The sequence below is a fragment of the Arenicella xantha genome (assembly GCF_003315245.1).
GTDB classification, from domain to species: domain Bacteria; phylum Pseudomonadota; class Gammaproteobacteria; order Arenicellales; family Arenicellaceae; genus Arenicella; species Arenicella xantha.
The window spans coordinates 420,825-443,660 of record NZ_QNRT01000002.1; the positions used below are offsets into that span (position 1 = coordinate 420,825).

The following is a 22,836-nucleotide window of genomic DNA, read 5'->3' on the forward strand; positions in this document are numbered from 1 at the left end:
ATTTTTTTGTCGTTATGTTCGGATTAGTCCACGTCAGCTTGATGCATTGCGGCATCAACGATCTGCGTAAACTGAGGACTGAGCGGTGTCAACGGCAATCTTAAAACGTTCGCAGTATAGCCCATTTTTGACACGGCATACTTAACCGGTATCGGGTTTGATTCTACGAAGAGATCGCGGTGCAAAGCACGTAACTTCAGATCCAACTGCCGTGCATCATCAAACTTACCGGCCAGCGCAGCCTCACACATTTGGCTCATCAAACTAGGCGCCACATTGGCCGTGACGGATATATCTCCACGTGCACCAATTTGCATGTACTCCAACGCAGTTGGATCATCGCCGGACAAAATAGTAAGTCGATCACCGCAACGGTCAACTAGATCTCGTCCGCGCGCCAGATCGCCAGTGGCATCTTTACAACCTACTATATTGTCAATATCCGCTAACACTGCGATGGAGTCATTGGACAAGTCAGCCACCGTACGCCCAGGTACATTGTATAAAATCTGAGGTATGGGTACGGCCTTAGCAATGCTGGAAAAGTGCTGAATTAATCCAGCTTGGGTCGGCTTGTTATAATACGGCACCACAATCAGCGCAGCATCAGCACCTAAGCGCTCTGCATGCTTAGTGAGATGAATAGCCTCACTCGTTGAATTTGCCCCAGTACCGGCGATAACCGGAATCCTCCGATCAACTGTCTTGATGGTATATTCAATTACCGCCAAGTGTTCGTCAACGGTTAAGGTTGCGGATTCGCCCGTTGTGCCTACGGCGACAATCCCGTGAGTGCCAGAAGCTACATGAAACTCAATCAAGCGAGTCAGAGCAGCAAAATCCACCGCGCCGTTCGGCTGCATGGGGGTAATCAAAGCGACGATACTGCCTTCTAGTTTCATCTATATATGCGGTATAGGGTTGTGTCTAACTCGGTAAGCCCGAGATTACGATTAATCGGAATATTCCTACTCGGTAGGAGATTTATTCTGCCGTCGGAGTTTTTTGACGACATACAATATTGTGCCACTTAGCAAATAACCCAAGCCACAGAATAAAAATGCCATGGGCGGATCCCAATAGATCAACGCCACGACCATGACTCCAACAATGAGTCCGACAAACGGCATTTGATCACGAAAGTTAACGTCTTTGAATGACCGAAACTTAACGTTACTCACCATTGCTAACGCAGTCGCTAACATCAAGATAGCCAGCGGCACACTAATGCCCGATGGGTCAATATCATAGTCCACAGAAACCCAAACGATCGACGCCATAATAGCCGCCGCACCTGGGCTCGGCATACCAATAAAGTGCGACTTATCATTGACCGTCGCCACATTAAATCGCGCTAAGCGGAGCGCCGCACAGGCAATATAGACAAAAGCCACCAAGCTACCAAATCGACCCAACTCAGATAGTGCAAATTCGAATAACACCATTGCTGGAGCAACACCAAAAGATACCATATCTGACAGACTGTCATACTCTGACCCAAAAGCACTTTGCGTGTTCGTCAGACGTGCCAAACGGCCATCGAGAATATCCATCACCATTGCAACATATATTGCTAGCGACGCCGCCTCAAAGTGACCAAGCCGAGCTTGCATAATGGCGTAAAAACCTGCAAATAACCCCGCCGTAGTAAACAGGTTGGGCAATACGTAAATACCCTTTGCAGGCTTAGCTCTTACAGCCTTTTTGGCTTTGACGTTAGCGGTGTTATCCGCATCATTATTGGAGTGCTCTGAGCTCATGCCCGCGATTATACAAGCTCATTCACAAAAATGTTCGCCATTTGAACGTTCTCAGTCAACGAACTTACCCAGAATGGAAGTTCCTGATGAGACTGTATCTCCAAGTTTAACGCTGGCCGAAAATTCAGTAGGCAAAAACAAGTCAACGCGCGAACCAAACCGGATAAAACCATAGCGCTGCCCTTGCTCTAGCTCGTCACCTTCTTTGACATAACACAAAATCCGCCGTGCAATTAACCCAGCCACCTGCACCGAGATAATGTCCTTGCCCTCGGGCGTCTGCAACCAAATGGCGTTTCGCTCATTCTGTTCAGAAGCCTTATCAAACGCGGCGTTGACGAACAAACCAGGATGATACCAAACTTGTTTGACCTTACCCGCTAGCGGCGCTCGATTCGAATGCACCGAAAAAACGTTCATAAACACGCTAATCTTAAAGGCCTTTCGATCGATATAGGGATCATCAACCACACCTGTAAAAATCACTTTACCATCAGCGGGCGACACTAATGCTCCAGCTTGCTGTGGGATCGCACGATGCGGATCTCGAAAAAACTGTAAAACAAAGGCAAAAATGACCCAAAACACAATTGCCACATACCACGGAAAAGCCCAGCTTGTAACGAGCGCGGCAAACAAAGTAAGGGCAAGATAAAACCAGCCTTCTCTTGCCAGAAGTGGATGTGAATCAATTGCTTTCATAATATTTTTCCTGTTATTTATCGGCTTGACTTCACGCCACACCAAAAAACATACAGCGCGTTGAAGGTCGCCTTCAACGCGCTGTATGAGAAAACAAAGCGGCGCTCGAGAACGCGCGCAGTGAACTCTGCTTTAGTTTTTATCTTTATCGATAATCTTCTTAATCCACGGCATCATGCCACGTAACTTCTCGCCAGTCTGCTCTATCGGATGAGCGGCATTGTTACGTCGCCATGCTGTCATCATTGGATAATTTAGTGCGCCTTCAGAGATGAATTTCTTAGCGTATTCACCGTCTTGAATATCTTTTAAGCACGCACGCATAGCTTCCCGAGACTGCTCGTTGATTACTTTGGGGCCAGTGACATATTCACCGAACTCGGCATTATTCGAAATCGAATAATTCATATTCGCTATGCCGCCTTCGTACATCAGATCGACGATCAACTTAAGCTCATGTAAGCATTCAAAGTACGCCATCTCAGGCGCATATCCCGCCTCGGTTAGAGTTTCGAAACCCATCTTCACCAACTCAACGGCACCACCACATAGAACCGCTTGCTCGCCGAACAAATCAGTTTCAGTTTCATCTTTAAAGGTAGTTTGAATAATACCGGTACGTCCACCACCAATCGCTGACGCATACGACAACGCGGTTTCTTTTGCTGAGCCCGACGCATCTTGATACACAGCAATCAGATCTGGAATACCACCACCATTAACAAACTCATTGCGTACAGTGTGTCCCGGCGCTTTTGGAGCAATCATAATCACATCCAAATCGGCGCGTGGCACAACTTGATTGTAGTGAATAGCGAAACCGTGCGCAAAAGCCAATATGGCGCCCTGCTGAAGGTTCGGTTCAATCTCATCAGCGTACAGATTAGACTGAAATTCATCAGGCGTAAGCACCATAACTAAATCAGCAGCGGCCACAGCCTCTTCAACGGTCTTGACCTTCAAACCATGCGCTTCGGCTTTTTTGATTGAAGATGAACCTTGTCTAAGGCCGACAGTCACATCGACGCCCGACTCTTGTAGATTGCACGCGTGTGCATGGCCTTGAGATCCATAACCCAAGATAGCGACCTTCTTACCGCGGATGATAGAAAGATCACAATCCTTATCGTAATAAACTTGCATGATTAAACCTATGTTGCTGTGTGAGCTGATTAAAATTTATGTATTAGTTCTATTGCTTAAACACTAAGTGCGCCTTCACTGGCCGAAAGCCCGGTCACTCCGGAGCGCGCTATTTCAATAATCTGAATGCCTGAGAGACTATTTAGCAGTTCGTCGATTTTTTCGCTACTGCCGCTCATTTCAATAATCGACTGCGTGTCCGAAACGTCAATTAGAGAACCGTTAAACGCTTTGACGATACGCTCTAGGTCAGCCTTTTGTTCAGGCTTAATGACCACTTTAGCGAGAATCACTTCGCGCTCCAAGTGCCCGCTAATGGTAATGTCTTCTAAGGCAGCCACATCCACCAATTTGAATAGCTGCTTCTCTATTTGATCTATTTTACGATCATCACCGATTGTCACGATGGTCATTCTAGATAAGGTGGGATCGTTAGTTGGCGCCACCGTTAACGATTCAATGTTATAGCCGCGCGCCGAAAACAACCCAGACACGCGTGACAACGCACCGGATTCGTTTTCAAGTAATACTGAAATAATATGTCGCATGTTAATTCCTGGTCGTTCCTAGCAATCTATCGGTCTGAACTTACTTTGCTGGACGCAAGCGCATTTCGTGATGGTTTTTACCGGCCTCGATCATCGGATATACGTTTTCTTCGCGATCCGTTATAAAGTCCATAAACACCAAGCGATCCTTCAAAGCAAAAGCCTCGCGGAGCGCGCCTTCGACATCTGAAGGCTTGGTGATTTGCATACCGACATGACCATACGCTTCGGCGAGCGCCACAAAATCCGGCAACGAGTCCATATAGGAATTGGAATAACGCTTCTCGTAGTTAAATTCCTGCCACTGTCGCACCATGCCAAGATATCGATTATTCAAATTAATAACTTTTACTGGCAAACCGTACTGCTTACACGTACCCAGTTCTTGGATACACATTTGGATACTACCTTCGCCAGTCACACAAGCCACGTCAGAATCAGGAAAAGCTAACTTCACGCCCATGGCGGCAGGCAAGCCAAACCCCATAGTGCCTAAGCCACCTGAATTGATCCACTTGTGGGTATCGGAGAATCCGTAAAATTGAGCGGCAAACATCTGGTGCTGTCCGACGTCAGAGGTCACGTAGGCGTCACCTCCAGTAACTTCATGTAATTTCTGCACCACATACTGAGGCTTGATTACCGTATCGCTGTGCTCATACCAAAGACTATCGAGTCCTTGCCATTCAGCGATTTGCTTCCACCAATCCTTAGTCAACTCAGGATTAATATCTTTAACTCGCCGAGCGATTTCACGATTAAACTGCGTCAGCACTTGCTTTACATCGCCAATAATAGCGATATCAGCTTTGATGTTTTTATCAATCACTGATGGGTCGATGTCCACATGCAGTATTTTCGCACCAGGCGCGAAGTCATCCAGCGCACCGGTAATTCGATCGTCGAAGCGCGCGCCCAATGCCACAATAAGGTCGGCATCATGCATCGCCATATTCGCTTCATAGGTCCCGTGCATTCCTAACATGCCAATAAAAAGAGGATCATTGTGCGGGTAAGCACCTAGCCCCATCAGCGTATTAGTACACGGAAACCCAAGTGTCTGCACGAAATCGCGCAACTCTTCTTGAGCTTTTGCCAGAACCACGCCGCCACCGGTGTATACCACTGGTTTTTTGGCATTCAGAATGGCTTCAACAGCCCCAACAATCTCAGCGGGTCGTGCCGCTTTCACGTCGGGGTACGAACGCATCGCAATGTCCTTTGGATAAATAAACTCGGTCAATTGAGCGGTAATATCCTTTGGAATATCGACCAATACCGGCCCAGGACGCCCAGAGGTAGCAATATGGAATGCCTTCTTAATCGTCGCGGCGATATCCTCAACATTCTGAATCAAGAAATTATGTTTGACGCAGGGCCGACTAATACCGACCGCGTCTATCTCTTGAAATGCATCAAAACCGATCAATGGAGCCATAACTTGGCCCGATAGAACCACCATTGGAATCGAATCCATATAAGCCGTGGCGATGCCAGTGATAGCATTGGTAATGCCCGGCCCGGATGTAACCATCACGACCCCCGGCTTGCCAGTGGCTCGTGCAAACCCGTCGGCAGCATGAGTCGCTCCCTGTTCGTGGCGCACCAAAATATGTTGCACATCGTCTTGACGATGAAATGCATCATATATATGTAGTGCGGCCCCTCCCGGGTATCCGAATACGTACTCTACACCTTCTTCTTTAAGGCTCTGTACAACAATATCTGCGCCGGTTAACTGCACCGTAGTCTCCGTCTGTCACATCAGGTATTTTTGGGTACCACGCGCTGAAGCTGCGCAAATAATAACCAAAGAAAAAAAGGCCCGCATGCTGGGCACTTAGTCGAGCGAGAAATTATAAACGCAAGGTGATTAAACGCAACGCTCAATTCCGTTTTTTTCTAGTGTTTTCGCGGCCTTGCAAAGCGTAAATGGCGTGTTTTATGACATTTTGTAATTTTGTTGATATAAAACATTCATCACACTGATGCTAACAACGCCCCACAATCAGTGTTTGCCCTCTACTAACCAGCTCGCATACAATAGCGTGATGCACACTCTATTCCTATCTGACCTCCATCTCACGCCAGAAAGACCAGCTGTCACAGCTGCTTTTTTGCACTTTTTGGAGCACCAAGCCCCGCACGCCGACAAAATTTACTTGTTGGGCGACTTATTTGAGTTCTGGATTGGCGATGATGCTGCCAGCATGCTTGGCGCCGAACCAATTCTGCGAGCTATGCACGAGGCAAGCCAGCGCACTGAATGTTTTTTTATCGCCGGCAATCGAGACTTTTTAGTTCGAGATACATTTAGCCAACAATCCGGCTTCACCATATTGCCAGACGAAACTGTCATCGACCTTTACGGCACAGCAACCCTTTTACTGCATGGAGACAGCCTATGCACCGACGACGTTGCGCATCAACAGTTTCGCTCAGCAATGATGACCAATAGCCATTTTTGCGATGCATTCTTGACACTGTCGATTCCGGAACGCATCGCCAAAGCGAAAGAAGCCCGATTACAAAGCTACGAGCACAAATCAGCTGTTAGCATGGAAATAATGGACGTGACTGAAAGTGCTGTCAGACAAGCGTTCGACCAGCACTCAGTTAAACAAATGATCCACGGTCATACGCACCGGCAACACGTCCACCACTACCAAATAGATGGTGGCCCGGCAACGCGTTATGTGCTCGGAGACTGGCACTCACAAACCAGCGTATTAACAGCAGATAAAGACGGACTTACAATCCAAAATCAAGCGATTCCCAATGACTGAACGATAACCCTCAGACAGATAATCTCGAACTAGACAGCATTTCTTGAGAATGATATTGAATGACTGATTATTCAGTTGGCAACGCATCACCAACTTTAGGGATCACACGATAGAACACTTCACCATCTTTAATAAAGCCTAGCTGGCTGCGCGCGCGGGCCTCCAATGCCTCCCTACCCTCTTTGAGCTCTTTAACTTCCGCGTGCAATGCCTCGTTGCGCAAGCTAATCAAATCGTTCCGATCTCGCTCATCGGTAATTGTAGAATCTAACGACCAGAGCTGAAACACGCCATGCGCGCCAAACCAAAGCTTGGCCTGCAACACAATCAACAACAAAAACAACAAACTGGCGAGAATCCTCATACCTCAATTTTACAACGCCAAGCACCAACGAATAAAGCAATACCGCACATTAATAGCTAAATAACATTCGAAACTTAGCGTACAATTTACCCAAAGAATTATACTCAAACCATTGAAGCGTAACACTTTTTATTATAAGGTGAACCACCGCTCACAATAGATAGAGCGACTAACCAATAATCGGCTGGCCTGCAGAGCGCTAGCAGACGTTACCCGTACTCGAATTAAAGAAGGGAGTGACAAAAAAAATGAAAAAATTTACTCTAGCATGCAGCCTTGCTACCGCAGCATGTCTAACACTGAGCGCACCAGTTCTGGCAGCCGAAAGCGGCACCGGTACATTTTTCGGTAAAGACGCGCCCGGCAAATGGATAGTTGGCGCAAAAGTCGTCAACATCGACCCTAACGTGCCTGATACTAATGATGCCAGCGGTGTAGGCATCGTGCTCGGTTATGAATTCGCCAAAAGTGTTGGTGAAGGGACGTCTAGCTTTGAAATTGAATACATCAGCGGCGAAGAAGAACAAATATCGCTAGTTAATTCGGTTGCTACCATCCCAGCCTACCCAGCAGGGTTTGGAACTTATGAAGCTGAAATTTTCAATGCCTATTTTACCTATCGGTCACCAGGCACCGTCTATTACAAGCTCAAAGGCGGAGTCTCTTACGTTGACTTGAATGTAGCGCCAGTCAGCTTACTAGACCGCGACTATGAAGATGTATCATTTGCTGTCGGCCTTGGCATCGGATATCGAATTAACGAGTTAGGTGTAATCGAACTAGAATATACACAAGATAGCGGCGATGCTGATGTTGGCACACTAGGTGTCAATGCATTACTAACGTTCTAGCTTGTTAGCGGCCATAGCCTCAGTTGAGGCAAGCGCCAAAGAAACAAAAAAGCCTCGCTAATATAGCGAGGCTTTTTTACATGCAGACGAAGAAAAATTTAGCTGGGCACACAGCCCGAGACATGTTACTTAAAGCTGCAAATCTTCTATTAAGTCCTCAACATCTTCCAAACCCACCGCGATTCGTATTAGCCCCTCGGTAATCCCCACTTCAGCCTTCTCTTCATCACTCCAACGCGCATGCGTAGTGGTATAAGGATGTGTGATTGTGGTTCGGGTATCGCCTAAATTAGCAGTTATTGACATCAATTTAACTTGGTCGATAATCCTCCACGCTGCCTCTCGACCACCAGCTACTTCAAACGAGACAACCGCGCCGCCTTTACACTGCTGAGTTTTAGCCAAATGGTACTGCGGATGACTTTCTAACCCTGGGTAATAAACGTTTTTAACGTTAGCTGTTTCACTTAAGTGCTCAGCGATTCTCGCCGAATTATCACAAGCCTGATGCATTCTCAAAGACAGCGTTTCTAAACCCTTAGCGAAGGTCCAAGCATTAAATGGACTCATCGATGGACCAGCAGTGCGCATAAATCCAAGCACTTTGTCGCCAACAAAGTCAGCATCACCGACAACAGCGCCGCCAACACAACGCCCCTGCCCGTCAATAAATTTAGTCGCAGAGTGCAACACGACATCAGCACCTAATGATAACGGCTGCTGTAACACCGGCGTACAAAAGCAATTATCTACTACCACCTTGATATCGGTATTATATGCATGCGCAATTTCAGATATAGCGGCAATATCACCAATTTCCATTAAGGGGTTAGTCGGAGTCTCAAAAAACACCATGCGTGTCTTCGGGCTTAGCGCAGCGCGCCAAGCATCCAAATTTTTCATATCAACAAAACTGGTGTCGACCCCAAATTTAGCCAGTAAACCTGCCAGTAAAATTTTACTAGCGCCGAAAATAGATGATGCTGAAACAACATGATCTCCGGCTTGCAAACCGGCCATGCAAACGGCAAGCATGGCCGACATACCAGACGCAGTGCCCACACATGACTCACCACCTTCCAAGGCCGCTAAGCGCTGCTCGAAAACTCTTACTGTAGGATTGGTAAAGCGAGAGTAAATGTTGCCTAGCTCTTGATACGAAAAACGCGCGGCTGACTCTGCCGCCGACCCAAATACAAAACTTGAAGTTGTGTAGATTGGCTCGCTATGCTCGCCTTCGGATCCACGCAACTGCCCAACTCTTACGGCCTGTGTAGCCGGGCGATAGTTTTTAAAATCATTGGTCATAGCAATTTGATTAACTTGAAAATTGGCTTACATCGCGCAACTCTGACGGCTCAGCTTCTTTCGATTTTTTCGCATCATCGCTTCGTGAAGTCTCTAAGCGAGCAAAATATTCATCGTCAACATCGCCAGTAACGTAGCGCTTACTAAAACAAGACGTATCAAACTCAGTAATTTGAGGGTTACCCTCGGAAGCAGAATCAATGAGATCCTGAAGATCTTGATAAAATAGTTTATCGGAGCCAATTTGCTCCTGAATCTGCTCTACTGTGCGATTGTTCGCGATCAATTCCGAGGCCGCAGGCATATCAATTCCATACACGTTCGGATATCGCACCGGAGGAGCCGCCGATGCGAAATAAACTTTATTAGCGCCAGCTTCTCGCGCCATCTGCACAATTTGTTTGGACGTCGTGCCACGCACAATCGAATCATCCACCAACATCACATTCTTACCGCGAAACTCTAATTCAATCGCGTTTAATTTTTGACGCACTGATTTTTTGCGCTGTTCCTGACCGGGCATAATAAAGGTGCGACCGATATATCGGTTTTTAATAAACCCTTCTCGATACCGAACCCCTAACAATTGTGACATCTCGAGCGCCGCTGTACGGCTAGTATCAGGAATCGGAATGACCACATCAATATCGTGATCAGGCCACTCCCGAGCGATCTTCTTGGCTAATTTCTCGCCCATCCGCATCCGTGTGCGATACACAGAAATACCATCGATCATAGAATCCGGACGAGCCAAATATACTTGCTCAAATATACACGGGGCATAGGTGACGTCTTTAACACATTGATGGGTTTGAACATCGCCTTCTAATGGCAGAATAATAGCCTCACCGGGTTTTACGTCGGCTATAATTTTAAATCCTTGACTGTCGAGAGCGACACTTTCAGATGCCACCATATACTCGCGGCCCGCTTCCGTGTCGCGATAGCCATAGATGAGTGGTCGAATCCCAAATTTATCGCGAAATGCGATGATACCGACGCCCATAATATATGCCACCACGGCGTAGCCACCACGGCAACGATGAAAAACACCTTCCACAGCTTGAAAGATATGGCGATTCGTCAACGTATACGTGTCATCGCCAAGGGCTTTGTAAATCTCATGCGCCAACACATTTAACAAAATCTCTGAATCAGACGATGTATTGATATGGCGCAAATCATCGCGAAAAATCCGTCGACGAAGACTCTCAGCATTAGTTAAATTGCCATTGTGTGCCAACGCGATACCAAACGGCGAGTTAACGTAAAACGGTTGAGCTTCGGCTGGCGAACTAGAACCTGCAGTCGGATATCGACAATGCGCTATTCCAACATTGCCATTGAGACGTTGCATGTGGCGACTAAAAAATACATCTTTAACCAAGCCATTATCTTTGCGCAAATTAACGAATCCGTTCTCGTCACAGGTCAAAATTCCAGCGGCATCCTGACCTCGATGCTGCAAAACTGTTAAGCCGTCATACAAGCTTGGACCGACAGGTGATTTACCTACAATTCCTAACACACCACACATATATTTAATCTACCGAATATCAAGTCGTGATTATCACGCGCCCATTGCTAATTTTGAGCAGCGCGGGGAGAGCGAATAATACAACATTTGCTCGGTGTCGAAGGTATGAAGAAGCGAATAAAACGATAAATCTACTCTTCTGCTTCTTTTGTCGATTCAGATACCTTTTCCGCCAAAATATCAGCAACTACTTTAGCATTATTCCGTTCTTCTTCAGTTTGTGCTTTCCAACTCTCGGGCAGTAGGTGTTCAACCGAATCAGCCATGGACTCAAAGTAACCAATCTGACTAGAGTTCTTCCACCACTCCCTCTCTTCTAACGCAGCTCCACGTCCAACGATAACCACCGCAACCATAATGGCGGCGGCTCGAATCGCTCCAAAACCTAAGCCAAGTATACGATCAACCCCCTTAATTGGGCCACGGATCAACAACTTAACAATCGCGTAACTGATCAACGCAAATATGATCAAGCCGCCGATAAAAATAAGTGCAAAACCAGCCCAATCACGAAAGCTCGGGTTCGGAATACGAATATACTGATTAATAAACTCGCCTGCTTCGGTGCAAAACGTAAACGCTAGCCAAATCGACACCATCCACGACGCAATCGATAGCGCCTCCTTGGCGAATCCGCGCATCAAACCAACGATAATCGACACCAAGAAAATCGCCGCTATAATCCAATCAAAACCACCCATATCTCATTCTCGCTAAAAATTTATATATTGGCTTCAATGTAAGCCACTGCTACAACCGCATTGCACTAGACAATGCCTACCCTAGCCATCCAATCGCCAAACTGTACCTTATGGATACACTCTGATAAATCCATCTTTACCCGTTTTACTTTTCAACTCTTGGTTTTTTGCTTCAGCATCTGGGCGCTTCTGAAATGGGCCAAGCCAAACACGCGTTCCAGTTTTCGGCCCGCGGTTAGTATCAACAATGGTGCTTTGTGGTGAGAACCCTTGTTTACTTAGCTCCGCCATCTTCTTATCGACGCCAACCTTCTCGGTGTATAGCCCAACCTGAACAACCCAACCAACTTGAATTTTCCGGACTTCAGCAGTCTGCGCCTCGGCCTCTAAAGCATTTTTCAGCTCTTTTTCACGTTCAGCTTGCAGCCGACGCTCTTCCTCCGCCTTAGAGTTCGAGTCGCTCTTCGACCCACTCTGCTCTTTTGGTTTTGGTTTTGGTTTGTTGGTTGCTGTGGCCTGGGTCACGGGGGGATCCACATCTGGTTTCTTAGGCGCAGCCTTTTCTTCAACAGCAACCGACTCTGATTTAGCGCTTACCGCTGGCTTGTCACTTGGTTTAGATTCTTTCGACTCAGTCTTGTTGACAGCTTCATCAACGCCGACAGAATCACTTGAATCACTGCCGTCTAATGGCGTGATTTTAGAAATATAAACCGTTTCTTCTGGAAGCTCGTCTACTCGATCTAGGCCCAGCAGTTCATTTTCGATATCACGAGCTGAAATATCCTCAGAGATACTCTCACTGATCGAAGCGCTAGGCTGCTTACTCGCTTCACTCGGCGGACCAAGCAACCAAGGAATTACTAAAGCACCGACAAATAGCAGTACCGCAGCACCAGTAATACGATGTTTCAAATTGAACTCATCAGCCAATTTTACGTCAGACTTATTAGGATCGCTCATAGTTCGGGGAATTGCGCGGCGCGCGACTTGCCAATTTGATAGTTACATTCAGATCAACTTGCAAAGGGTATACCATCACGTTGATTCAAGCAGCTGCAGTATATCACCTACAATATAGAACGAACCAAAAACAACCAGACAGTCATCAGCCGTTAATGTTGCCACTGCCGCCTTGTAAGCGGCCTCAGCGTTGTTAAAACAACGCGTACCAGTCTGCCCTTCGTCTTCAAGCTCTTGCAGCAGTGCATCAATGGCCTGAGCGGGAGATCCTCGCTCGCCCTCAATCGAAGACAAATACCATTCATCTACCAATGGTGCCATGATAGCCAAACTCTCGTGTATTTGTTTATCTCGCAACATCCCACACACCGCGACGATACGACCACGTACCGATTGCTCGCTTAAAAACTGCTGTAGGCGTGAGACCGAGGCTACATTATGGGATACGTCGACCACAACCATCGGCGCAACGCTTACCACCTGACATCGGCCACGGATCGCAGCATTTCGCAGGCCTTTAGCTATCGCGCTCGGCTCTACCGGCAACACATCAAGCAATGAGACCACTGCCTGGATCGCTCCAGACGCGTTATCCAATTGAACCCCTAGTTGACCAAACGGTAAAGGTAAGTGGTTATATAAACAGTCCTGTCCAACGAAAGCCCACTCGTCCGGGGCATCAAGCCGCACGCAGAAATCCCTGTCAAGTTGCGTAATCTCGGCGCCGATAGCTTGGCAAGCTTCGATCAAGGTTTTTGGCGGTGTCGTTGAGGCAATAACGCAAGGGCGCTGTGCACGTGCGATTCCGGCCTTTTCGACAGCAATTTGTTCTACTGTGTCACCTAACCATGCAGTATGATCAATCGATATATTGGTAATGATGGCCAGATCAGCATCTAGCATATTGACCGCATCAAGCCTGCCACCGAGCCCAACCTCCATAACGGCAATATCAATTTTTTCACTGCAAAACACTTCAATAGCGACCAAGGTCGCGTATTCAAAATAGGTAATAGTAATGTCGCCGCGCTGCGACTCAACTCGCTCAAAAGCGACTAGCAACCGAACATCGTCAACCGGTTCTCCCAGCAGCTCTACTCGCTCATTGAACTGCACTAAATGTGGTGACGTATATTTGCCAACACGATACCCTGCAGCACGGTAAATCGACGACAACAATTCTGATGTACTGCCTTTCCCGTTAGTGCCAGCAACACTAACAACTTTAAACGGAACACCATCCGGATGCATACGGGCGAACACGGCGCGAATACGCTCCAACGACATATCGATATTGCGCACGTGCAAGGTCTGAATATACTCGACCCACTGATTTACTGTACGTTGCATTAGTACTTAGTGCCTATGTAATCAGAGGTTTTCATATTAGTATGTAGCGCGAATTGCGCGCATCGCTTCGGCCACCAAGCGCGGATCCTTAATACCTGGCGCCTGCTCCAAACCACTATTCAAATCGACCGCAAAGGGATTCAACGATAGTATTCTGTCCGCCACATTCTCGCCTGACAGCCCTCCAGCAAGTATCAGATTCTGCGTAGAATCACTTGGCCAAAAATTTGGGTCCAACAACTTGCCGGTGCCACCGTGCTGACCTTCAACGTAAGGGTCCAGCAATATCCCAGCCGCGGTCGGGAATTGTTTAATTTGGTCCACTACATGCTGGCGATTTTGAACTCGCAACGCTTTGATATAGGGCCTTGTTAACGATTGCCCATCAGCATCAGACTCAGCACCATGCAACTGAACGAAATCTAAGCCGATTTCCGCAATCATTTGATTGATGACATTCGTATCACAATCAACAAACACACCAACCAAGCTGACCATTGGTGGTACAACTCGCCGTATTTGCTTAGCGCGCGCCACGTCGATCGTTCGAGGACTGGTGGCGTGCAAAATCATGCCTATCGCATCAACGCCATGGTCGACTGCGTGAGACACCTGATGGGGATCTGTCATTCCACAAATCTTGACTCGTGTGCGCAGCTTAGCAATTGTCATTTAACTGTTCTCCTAGTAGGCTCGTGGCGGCGCTTAATCCGCCCAAAAGGCGACGTCACGCTTGGAACTCGGCAAAACGAACTCCTTAGGGTACTGAACACCAGTAAGGTATAAGCCATTCGGCGGGGCAGTAATCCCGCCCATAGTTCGATCGCGATACTCTAACACTTCAGACATCCATTCAACTTTGCGCTTTTGGCATCCTATTTCAATAAGACAACCGGCGATATTTCGTACCATATGTTGTAAAAATGCATTCGCGGTTACATCAAACCATATCCAAGAACCTGACGAATTAAGCTCAATTTTATGCATATTGCGTACCGGAGAATGCGCTTGGCAACCGGCCGCCCTGAACGAACTAAAGTCATGCTCACCGATTAAAGCACTCGCCGCACTCTGCATTAACGCAACATCTAGCGGCCTGAATTCATGAGTGCTGTACTTACGGTACAGTGCACTAGCGATAGACGAATTGTAAATCACAAACCGGTAAGAGCGCGTAAGCGCTGAAAAACGAGCGTGAAACTCGGGGTCTATTTCAGCAACCCATTGCAACCGAACATCCTGATCAAGAAAACGGTTGGTGCCGCGACACCAAGCAAACTCGGTTCGTGATGCCTCCGACTCAAAATGGATAACTTGATGCGAGGCGTGCACGCCGGTATCAGTTCGACCAGCGGTAATTATCGCCGTAGGCTGATTAGCCACACGACTTAGCGCCCGCTCAACTGTTTGCTGAACCGTGCGAACGCCATGCTGTTGAGTTTGCCATCCTGAGAAGCCCGAACCATCGTATTCTACGCAAGCTACGTATCGCTTAAGCACCGATATATCCTGTTAAATAGTAATATTTCTGTTGTAGACAAAAACAAACAAGCCCAAGCTCTTTAGAGCATGGGCTTGTCAGATTCGCGATCAGAACAGAACGGTTGGATCAAGCCAACCGTCGCTGCCGACTAACCACTAATGGAATCGAGCAACTGACGCGCGTCAGAGATCACTGATTCGTCATTCTCATCATTGGCGACCAATTCGCTAAGAATCTTGCGGGCACCGTCTTCATCACCTAGATCAACAAACACCTTTGCTAGCTCATATTGAGTGCGGGCTTCGTCATAATCTGGGTCAATTTCCAAATCGCTTACCTCACGAACCTCACTAATATGCTGCTCTTCGTCGTCATCTGAGGCGTCGCCATCAGCGTCGAATTCGAAGCTAAGCAAATCACCATCGTCATCGTCTGATGAGACATCAATTCCAGCAGAATCAGCCAATGCGGCGTCGTCTAACCCTGGTGTCGCAAACTCTAGAACGTCTGATGCGTCATCTTCTAGCGAAATCGCATCAATTTCGACATCATCTAATTCACTCACTTCGCTACGACCTTCGTCGAAATCAATAAGCTGGATATCATCATCGTCGCTCAACGATTCTTCTACCAACTCTGAATGGCCTTCCAGTCCATCAAGCGGTGATGGCTCGTCAGATGCGGCACTTGCAGCAACGTCTGACTCTGCGGCTGCGTCAATCGACACCGATGAACTAGCCGCAGTAGATAAATCATCTACCGACAGTGAGAACAGAGGATTATCTGGTGACAGCTCTCGACCCATTGCACTTACTTCTTCCCACAACTCGGGCGTTAATGCATCGCGCTGAGAATAGAGCTCTTCGGCAACCCGCTCAAACCCTTCAACATTCTGAGTTTTTTGGTATAAGCCGAGTACTTTTTGCTTGATATCAACACGATCAGGATGATTGGCAATACCATCTAACAATACCTCTTCGGCCTGCTCATCTCGCCCGTATGCGATGTAAACATCTGCTTCGGCAACTGGATCAACTTCATCAGCCTGCACCACGGCATCACTATCGCTGTAGACCGTCAAAAATGATGTTTCTTTGTCGGCAACCCCTTCGGCTACTGACGCAACTGATGCGGACATCGAAGCAGAGACCGAACTTGAGTCGCTTTGCATGGTGTCAACGCTTTGCGAATTGCTCTCGATCGAAAGCATGCTTATCTCGAATTCTTCATCAACCTTGCGACGACGGGCAAACAACACTCCCAGACCGCCCAACATCAATACAACCAGCCCTGCCAACACCTTCCAAAGTCCGCCATCAAAGAACAAGCCTTTAGCTTTGTCCATGAATGACTCTGACTTAACTGGCTGGATTACCGGTGTGACTTTACTAACAGCCTCATCTACTTCATCAGATGGCTGAGCATCTAAGCCGGATGACGCGTCTTCGATAACACTCTCGAAACCGTCTTCAGTCGCATCAACCGCTTGATCTACCGATTCGTCAACAGATGATAAGAATTCATCAACTGTTGACTCACCAGAGGTATCGACGTCGTCAGTACCAACGTCCGCTAAAAACTCATCGACTGCGGACTGCGAATCAGTTGAATCATTTAAACCAAATTCATCTTCAACCGAAGTATCCGTCAAAAATTCGTCGACCGTACTAGTCGCGCTGGTATCAGAAAACTCTGATTCGGGTTCCGACGTAGCTTGGTCAGCTAAAGTTTGCTCTACCGCCGCCATTTCGGCACTCTCAACATCGAGGCTCATTAGACGGTTCATATCAGCCAACTGGCCTTCTAAAGAAGAGATACGCTCATTCAGCTCTTGGTTTTCTAGTTCACTCGAAGCCAAAGCCGTTTCTATTTGAGATATTTCTTGGCGTAACGCCAAAACCTCACCTTCTCGGCTAGCACCTTGGTCGCTCGAAACGAATTCAGCTGTATCGCGAGAGGCTCCGACTTGAAAATTATCTGCGCTAGAGCCCGTAGATGAAGAACCTGTATCTGACGACCCAAAAGTGTCGTCATTAAAAGAGTAGTCATCTTGCCCCACACTAATCGGGTCGGAGCTACTAGAGATCAATACACCCGGATCCCAGTCAGCAACCTGACTCGAGAAAAAGGCCTTAGCTTGCACAGCATCAACCGCGCGGATCGCATTAAGATCGCCAATATCTAACACTGAACCTTCCATCAACCCATTGATATTATTACCAATGAATGCACTTTTATTTTCCTCAAATAGCACCTGCATAATTGAGTAGATACTTAAATCTGGGAATTGACGTTGCAACTCTTGCGCTATCAAACTCAATGATTCGCCGCTCGTGACCGGTCCGTATCGAGCATCAGTTCCCTGTGGCACAACAGTTTCAGAGCTTGCGCTTTCTGAATACTCTTGAACGCCTTCGGCTTCTGGCTCTTCGTAAAAATTATCGTCAATTAATGGCGCGTCTTCTTCGGCAATATCCTCGATCGGAGGATCATCGACGACTACCTCGTCATACTCAGCAGCTGAATCATCATCGAGCGTTTCCGCTGCAATGGTCGGGCTAGATGCTTGAGCATAAGCCTGATCGGTTCCGACTGAACGCGGCTCAGCAACAGCTTTAGGTGTCGCTGCGGCATAGACTGGCGGGTCGATTAAAGCGGTGTATTCACGCAAAAAACTACCACCAGACCAATCAACACGTATTAGGAAATGTATGAACGGCTCGTTAATGACAACTTCGTCACTCCGAACTCTCAACACCTTGCCGCCACCGACATCTTCCATCGAGAGACTGATATTCTCCATGTAAGTGGGGTAATCGATTCCCAAACTTTCAAAATCTTCCTTTGATGCTATTCGAGCATTAAGCGTCGTCAAGTCATCACTCGGAGCGGTACGCAGCTCAATAGTTCCGCTAAGCGGCTCTTCCAAATTGGATTGAACTTGTAATGCACCGAGTCCTAAAGCACTGGCATTGGTGGATGCCATCAGCATCGCTGCAGTAACCCCCAGTTGTTTTAGAATTGAATTGGCGGTTTTAGTTTTTGAGAATGTCATTTTTCGGTCTGCCATAGAGCACTCCAGCTTTCATGATGTCATGGCTTTGTTGCTTACAACGTGTCTACTAGGCCACGAACACGTCAGCACATCGCAAAAGAAGGTTTTTGTAATAGTTTTAGGTAGTTAGCAACGCATTGTAACAACTTACATCAGTTTTTAGCAAATCAATAGTGCAATCTGACTAAAAGTAGTATTTAGAAGCACATCGAAGCGAATAAAAAATAGTCAATTATCTATCTACTGTTCAAACAAACGAGATTGATCTCAAACTAAGAACAACCTCGCTAGAGCACTCGCGTGACAACTATAAATAGTCTTTTACAAGACACTCAGCAATTTGCACACTATTAGTTGCTGCGCCTTTACGCACATTGTCTGCGACTACCCACAAATTGAGGCCGCGCGGATGAGAGATATCTTCTCTAATTCGCCCCACATACACAGGATCAGTTCCTGAGGCATGTTTAACAGCCGTTGGGTATCCGCCGTCTTGACGATCATCAACTACCACTATTCCGTCAAAATTGCGTAATAATTCAGTAGCTTGCTCGACCGATATTTTTTCACGTGTTTCGATATGCAGCGCTTCAGAGTGACCATAAAAAACCGGCACGCGCACCGCCGTCGGATTAACTTCTATACGATCATCCCCCAGAATTTTCTTGGTTTCCCATACCATTTTCATTTCTTCTTTGGTGTACCCGTTTTCCATAAACACATCAATTTGCGGCAACACATTAAACGCAATCTGTTGTGGGTAAACCTCAGTTTCAACAGTCTTACCGTTCAGTAGTGCCGCCGTCTGTGATGCCAACTCTTCCATCGCAGGTTTGCCAGTACCGGACACCGCCTGATAAGTACACACATTGATTCGCTCAATACCTACCGCATCATGAATTGGCTTAAGTGCTACTAGCATCTGTATGGTTGAGCAATTTGGGTTAGCTATAATATTAGTATCACGATACTGCGCTATAGCTTCGGGGTTAACCTCTGGCACGACTAACGGTTTATCGTCGTCATAACGAAAGTGAGAGGTATTGTCTATAACGACGCAGCCGGCTGCGGCAGCACGCGGCGCAAACTCGGCTGAAATACTACCACCAGCTGAGAACAGACCTATATCCGCTTTAGAAAAGTCAAAAGTAGCCAAATCTTCTACACGAATATTTTTACCTTTGAATTTGCGCGTTGCACCGGCTGAGCGCTCACTGGCCAATAGAAAAAGCTCTTTGACTGGAAAATCTCTGGCCTCAAGCACGTCGATCAAGGTTTCTCCGACGGCTCCAGTCGCGCCGACAATCGCTACGTTATATAGTTTGGGGGAATTATTTGAATTAGACGCGCTCATACAACAGTTCTCAATACTAAAATCAGGTTAATTAAATTTGCTCGTTTCACAATACGCTCACACGATCATCCTGATACCCAACGAAGATGCCTACACCATTAAAATTGACAGCTTCGATACTTGGCGGTACCTTTTAATTTGGTTTAACGACATTTTTAAACCAATTTGACGACACGTTTGAACTTCTGGCCATTGATCGGGAAAGCAAAGCAAGCTCCAACAATATACTTCGCTACTCACGCATTTGGATAGGCGTCGCATCAGCTTCAAGCCGACACGCTATCAAGCTGAGAAAAACTAGCACAGGTAGCTGCAATTAGTTTCAAACACGCAGTAGCAGCGCGCGATTCTATCACGCTAACCAGTATTCAAAGAAGAGCAAATGAACAAGCATACCGCCCACACTCCCCAGAAAATGACACCTAACTTGGGTTTCCTAAAATTTTGGCAGGCGATCGGGGAAGAGCTTGGCAACTCAAAACTCAAAATAAACACCTCTGCCAGCACTGTGCGCCAAATCCTCGCGCCCAACAGTGATCATCGTGAATACTTAAGTGAAATAATCCGCTTGAGCTATACACGCAGCCGGTGCACCAATCTTAATGATGCAATTGATCTAAATTCAGTACTCGACGTATTGGGGGAAACCGCTTTTGAGCTACAAGGCCAACATGCCGATGATCTATTGGACATCGAGCTTCTGGAGGAAATAGCGTGGGTTGTGTCTGAACGCTTCGGGGCATACCTACAAACCGAATCAACGCAGCAGAATAGCTCAAACGGCAACTCAACAGCCCGCATCATATCGCTGAGCAAAATCAAAACTCTGCAAGCCAATAAATACCTTTAAGGCCCGGCCACTGAGGTCTCTCAATCACTTTATTCTAACAATGATGTTCCGCTCAATATTCTTAGTAATTCTTCCTCATCAGCGGTCGGAACACCAAGCTCCTCGGCCTTAGTAGCTTTACTGCCAGCATCAGCACCGACGATCACTAAACTGGTTTTTTTTGAGACACTTCCAGCGACTTTCGCGCCTAAACTTTGTAGTTTTTTCTTAGCATCAGAGCGACTCATTGATTCGAGCGCACCAGTTAGCACCACCGTTTTACCGGCCATCGGTAAGCTATCAGGATCCGGCTGCGCTTGCACATCAATAACCGTATATCGAACACCGCGATCCAACAACGATTGAATAACCTGTTTGTTATTTTCACCATGAAAGAATGACACGATGTTGTGCGCCACGATTGGCCCGATATCGGGCATAGACTCAAGCGTCTCTTGGTCAGCTGACTCAACGGCCTCGATTGATCCGAACCGTAGCGCTAGTTGCTGGGCCGTGGTCTCGCCCACTTGTGGAATACCTAAAGCAAAGAGCAAACGCTCTAATTCAGTTTGCTTACTACTCTCTATAGAGTCGATAACATTTTGCGCTGATTTTTCTGCAAACCCTTCTAACTCGACAATCTGCTCGAAGCTTAGCGTATATAAGTCGGATACATTAGCAATCAACTCTTGATCGACCAATGCGTCCACAATCTTATCACCTAAGCCGTCAATATCCATCGCTTTACGTGAGACGAAATGCTTGATTCCTTGCTTTACTTGAGCGGCACAACTGAGCCCGCCAGAACATCGAGCGATGATACCCTGCCCTTCAGCGACAACCTCGGACCCGCAAATTGGGCAGCGCTCAGGGAACTGATACGGCACTGACTGCGTCGAGCGTTTTGACAGGTTAACCGAAACGATTTGCGGAATCACGTCGCCAGCTCGCCTTACCACCACTGTGTCGCCCACCCGGATATCAAGCCGGGCAATCTCCGCTTGATTGTGCAACGTAACATTGGATACCGTCACACCACCAACAAACACAGGCTCTAGCCTAGCCACTGGAGTAATCGCTCCGGTACGGCCAACTTGCACATCAATTTCGTTGACCGTCGTGCTTTTCTCTTGCGCTGGAAACTTATGCGCCAATGCCCATCGCGGTGCTTTAGCAATAAATCCAGCCGCACGTTGCCACGCAAGCCGATTCAATTTGTAAACAATGCCGTCAATTTCATAATCTAGGCTGGCGCGACGCTCGGACATCTTGGCAAAATACCCTAAACAACCCGACACGCCAGTCACATTTTCCACCAATGGACATATGGGGAAGCCCAGTTCACCAAGCCGACTAAGCGTGTCGGCATGAGTGTCAGCAAAGCTCTCATCACTGTTAACGCCAACCGAATACACAAACAGATCAAGCGGTCGAGATGCGGTGATTTTGCTATCTAGCTGGCGAAGACTCCCCGCTGCGGCATTACGCGGATTAATAAATAACTTCTTACCGGCGGCTAGCTGCGCCTCGTTCAATGCCGCAAAGCCCGCATGTGAGATAAAAATTTCGCCCCGTACCTCTAACCGCTTTGGTGCAGACGCGGGCAGCCGAAGAGGAACACTGCGAATAGTTTTGACATTATGCGTGATATCTTCGCCAACACGTCCGTCGCCACGTGTCGCGGCATGCTGAATGACACCGTCAACATATAAAATGCTAACGGCTAAACCATCGAGCTTAGGCTCTGCCACATAGTCAAACTGTAGATCTTCGCTTTGACCCAATTCATTATGCAAACGACGGTCAAACTCTTGAATATCATGCTCGTCAAAACCGTTACTCAGCGACAGCATTGGCATTTCATGCTGTATCTGCCGAAATTCGGCAAGCGGCGCAGAACCAACTCGCTGACTAGGCGAGTCTGGGGTCTTTAGTTCAATAAACTGTGACTCGATTGCCAACAATTCTTGCATCAGCTCGTCATACTCAACGTCAGCAATCTCAGGTTCATCTTGTGTGTAATACAGTTGATTGTGGTGGTTGATTACTGCCACCAACTCCTGATGCCGCTTCAGCGCATCACTTTGTTCAGACATTCGTTA

General features: G+C 47.2%; 20 protein-coding genes. 3 read left to right on the forward strand and 17 right to left on the reverse strand.

The window, feature by feature from the left end; all coding sequences use genetic code 11:
- Nucleotides 1–23: 23 nt before the first annotated feature.
- The 6 genes from dapA to ilvB all read right to left on the reverse strand — a co-directional run bounded on the left by dapA (nucleotide 24) and on the right by ilvB (nucleotide 5,897).
- A complete protein-coding gene (dapA, locus tag DFR28_RS07785; protein ID WP_113953769.1) occupies nucleotides 24–902 on the reverse strand; it encodes a 4-hydroxy-tetrahydrodipicolinate synthase in 879 nt (292 codons plus the stop codon).
- 66 nt (nucleotides 903–968) lie between these two features.
- Entirely contained in the window at nucleotides 969–1,760 is a 792-nt protein-coding gene (gene pssA / locus DFR28_RS07790; RefSeq protein WP_113953770.1) for a CDP-diacylglycerol--serine O-phosphatidyltransferase, read from the reverse strand.
- 51 nt (nucleotides 1,761–1,811) lie between these two features.
- Nucleotides 1,812–2,462 carry a phosphatidylserine decarboxylase gene (locus tag DFR28_RS07795; RefSeq protein WP_113953771.1) on the reverse strand — a complete coding sequence of 217 codons (651 nt, stop codon included), beginning with the start codon at nucleotides 2,460–2,462 and terminating at the stop codon, nucleotides 1,812–1,814.
- A 132-nt stretch (nucleotides 2,463–2,594) separates the two neighbouring features.
- A complete protein-coding gene (gene ilvC / locus DFR28_RS07800) occupies nucleotides 2,595–3,605 on the reverse strand; it encodes a ketol-acid reductoisomerase (protein ID WP_113953772.1) in 1,011 nt (336 codons plus the stop codon).
- A gap of 56 nt (nucleotides 3,606–3,661) precedes the next feature.
- Entirely contained in the window at nucleotides 3,662–4,153 is a 492-nt protein-coding gene (gene ilvN, locus DFR28_RS07805) for an acetolactate synthase small subunit (protein ID WP_113953773.1), read from the reverse strand.
- 40 nt (nucleotides 4,154–4,193) lie between these two features.
- Nucleotides 4,194–5,897, reverse strand: coding sequence for a biosynthetic-type acetolactate synthase large subunit (gene ilvB / locus DFR28_RS07810; protein WP_113953774.1), 1,704 nt, complete (start codon nucleotides 5,895–5,897; stop codon nucleotides 4,194–4,196).
- Nucleotides 5,898–6,204: 307 nt separating this feature from the next.
- Here ilvB and DFR28_RS07815 point away from each other — a divergent pair, with 307 nt between their 5' ends.
- Nucleotides 6,205–6,939, forward strand: coding sequence for a UDP-2,3-diacylglucosamine diphosphatase (locus DFR28_RS07815; protein ID WP_113953775.1), 735 nt, complete (start codon nucleotides 6,205–6,207; stop codon nucleotides 6,937–6,939).
- 67 nt (nucleotides 6,940–7,006) lie between these two features.
- Here DFR28_RS07815 and ftsB read toward each other — a convergent pair whose 3' ends face one another.
- Nucleotides 7,007–7,303, reverse strand: coding sequence for a cell division protein FtsB (gene ftsB, locus DFR28_RS07820; protein WP_113953776.1), 297 nt, complete (start codon nucleotides 7,301–7,303; stop codon nucleotides 7,007–7,009).
- A gap of 248 nt (nucleotides 7,304–7,551) precedes the next feature.
- On the opposite strand from ftsB, the gene DFR28_RS07825 reads away from it, so the two are divergent.
- The gene (locus tag DFR28_RS07825) at nucleotides 7,552–8,154 is read left to right on the forward strand and encodes an outer membrane beta-barrel protein (protein ID WP_113953777.1); all 603 of its coding nucleotides are present in this window, start codon (nucleotides 7,552–7,554) and stop codon (nucleotides 8,152–8,154) included.
- Between the two features lie 129 nt (nucleotides 8,155–8,283).
- On the opposite strand, the gene DFR28_RS07830 is transcribed toward DFR28_RS07825, so the two are convergent.
- From DFR28_RS07830 to DFR28_RS07870, 9 genes are all read right to left on the reverse strand, one after another.
- Nucleotides 8,284–9,462 carry an O-succinylhomoserine sulfhydrylase gene (locus tag DFR28_RS07830; RefSeq protein WP_113953778.1) on the reverse strand — a complete coding sequence of 393 codons (1,179 nt, stop codon included), beginning with the start codon at nucleotides 9,460–9,462 and terminating at the stop codon, nucleotides 8,284–8,286.
- A gap of 10 nt (nucleotides 9,463–9,472) precedes the next feature.
- The gene (gene purF, locus DFR28_RS07835) at nucleotides 9,473–10,999 is read right to left on the reverse strand and encodes an amidophosphoribosyltransferase (protein WP_113953779.1); all 1,527 of its coding nucleotides are present in this window, start codon (nucleotides 10,997–10,999) and stop codon (nucleotides 9,473–9,475) included.
- 131 nt (nucleotides 11,000–11,130) lie between these two features.
- On the reverse strand, nucleotides 11,131–11,700 hold the full coding sequence (locus DFR28_RS07840) for a CvpA family protein (protein WP_113953780.1): 570 nt from the start codon (nucleotides 11,698–11,700) through the stop codon (nucleotides 11,131–11,133).
- 108 nt (nucleotides 11,701–11,808) lie between these two features.
- Entirely contained in the window at nucleotides 11,809–12,663 is an 855-nt protein-coding gene (locus tag DFR28_RS07845) for an SPOR domain-containing protein (RefSeq protein ID WP_113953781.1), read from the reverse strand.
- Nucleotides 12,664–12,738: 75 nt separating this feature from the next.
- Entirely contained in the window at nucleotides 12,739–14,013 is a 1,275-nt protein-coding gene (gene folC, locus DFR28_RS07850; RefSeq protein WP_113953782.1) for a bifunctional tetrahydrofolate synthase/dihydrofolate synthase, read from the reverse strand.
- Nucleotides 14,014–14,049: 36 nt separating this feature from the next.
- Nucleotides 14,050–14,685, reverse strand: coding sequence for a phosphoribosylanthranilate isomerase (locus tag DFR28_RS07855; RefSeq protein ID WP_113953783.1), 636 nt, complete (start codon nucleotides 14,683–14,685; stop codon nucleotides 14,050–14,052).
- Between the two features lie 33 nt (nucleotides 14,686–14,718).
- On the reverse strand, nucleotides 14,719–15,513 hold the full coding sequence (gene truA, locus DFR28_RS07860) for a tRNA pseudouridine(38-40) synthase TruA (RefSeq protein WP_211316924.1): 795 nt from the start codon (nucleotides 15,511–15,513) through the stop codon (nucleotides 14,719–14,721).
- A 131-nt stretch (nucleotides 15,514–15,644) separates the two neighbouring features.
- A complete protein-coding gene (locus DFR28_RS07865) occupies nucleotides 15,645–18,566 on the reverse strand; it encodes a FimV/HubP family polar landmark protein (protein WP_113953785.1) in 2,922 nt (973 codons plus the stop codon).
- Between the two features lie 292 nt (nucleotides 18,567–18,858).
- Complete coding sequence (locus DFR28_RS07870; RefSeq protein WP_113953786.1) at nucleotides 18,859–19,905, reverse strand: aspartate-semialdehyde dehydrogenase; 1,047 nt, start codon at nucleotides 19,903–19,905, stop codon at nucleotides 18,859–18,861.
- 382 nt (nucleotides 19,906–20,287) lie between these two features.
- Between DFR28_RS07870 and DFR28_RS07875 the strand changes: the two genes are divergently transcribed.
- Complete coding sequence (locus DFR28_RS07875) at nucleotides 20,288–20,755, forward strand: hypothetical protein (protein WP_147250952.1); 468 nt, start codon at nucleotides 20,288–20,290, stop codon at nucleotides 20,753–20,755.
- Nucleotides 20,756–20,784: 29 nt separating this feature from the next.
- On the opposite strand, the gene ligA is transcribed toward DFR28_RS07875, so the two are convergent.
- Nucleotides 20,785–22,830, reverse strand: a complete 2,046-nt coding sequence (gene ligA, locus DFR28_RS07880; RefSeq protein ID WP_113953788.1) for an NAD-dependent DNA ligase LigA — start codon at nucleotides 22,828–22,830, stop codon at nucleotides 20,785–20,787.
- Between the last annotated feature and the right edge of the window lie 6 nt (nucleotides 22,831–22,836).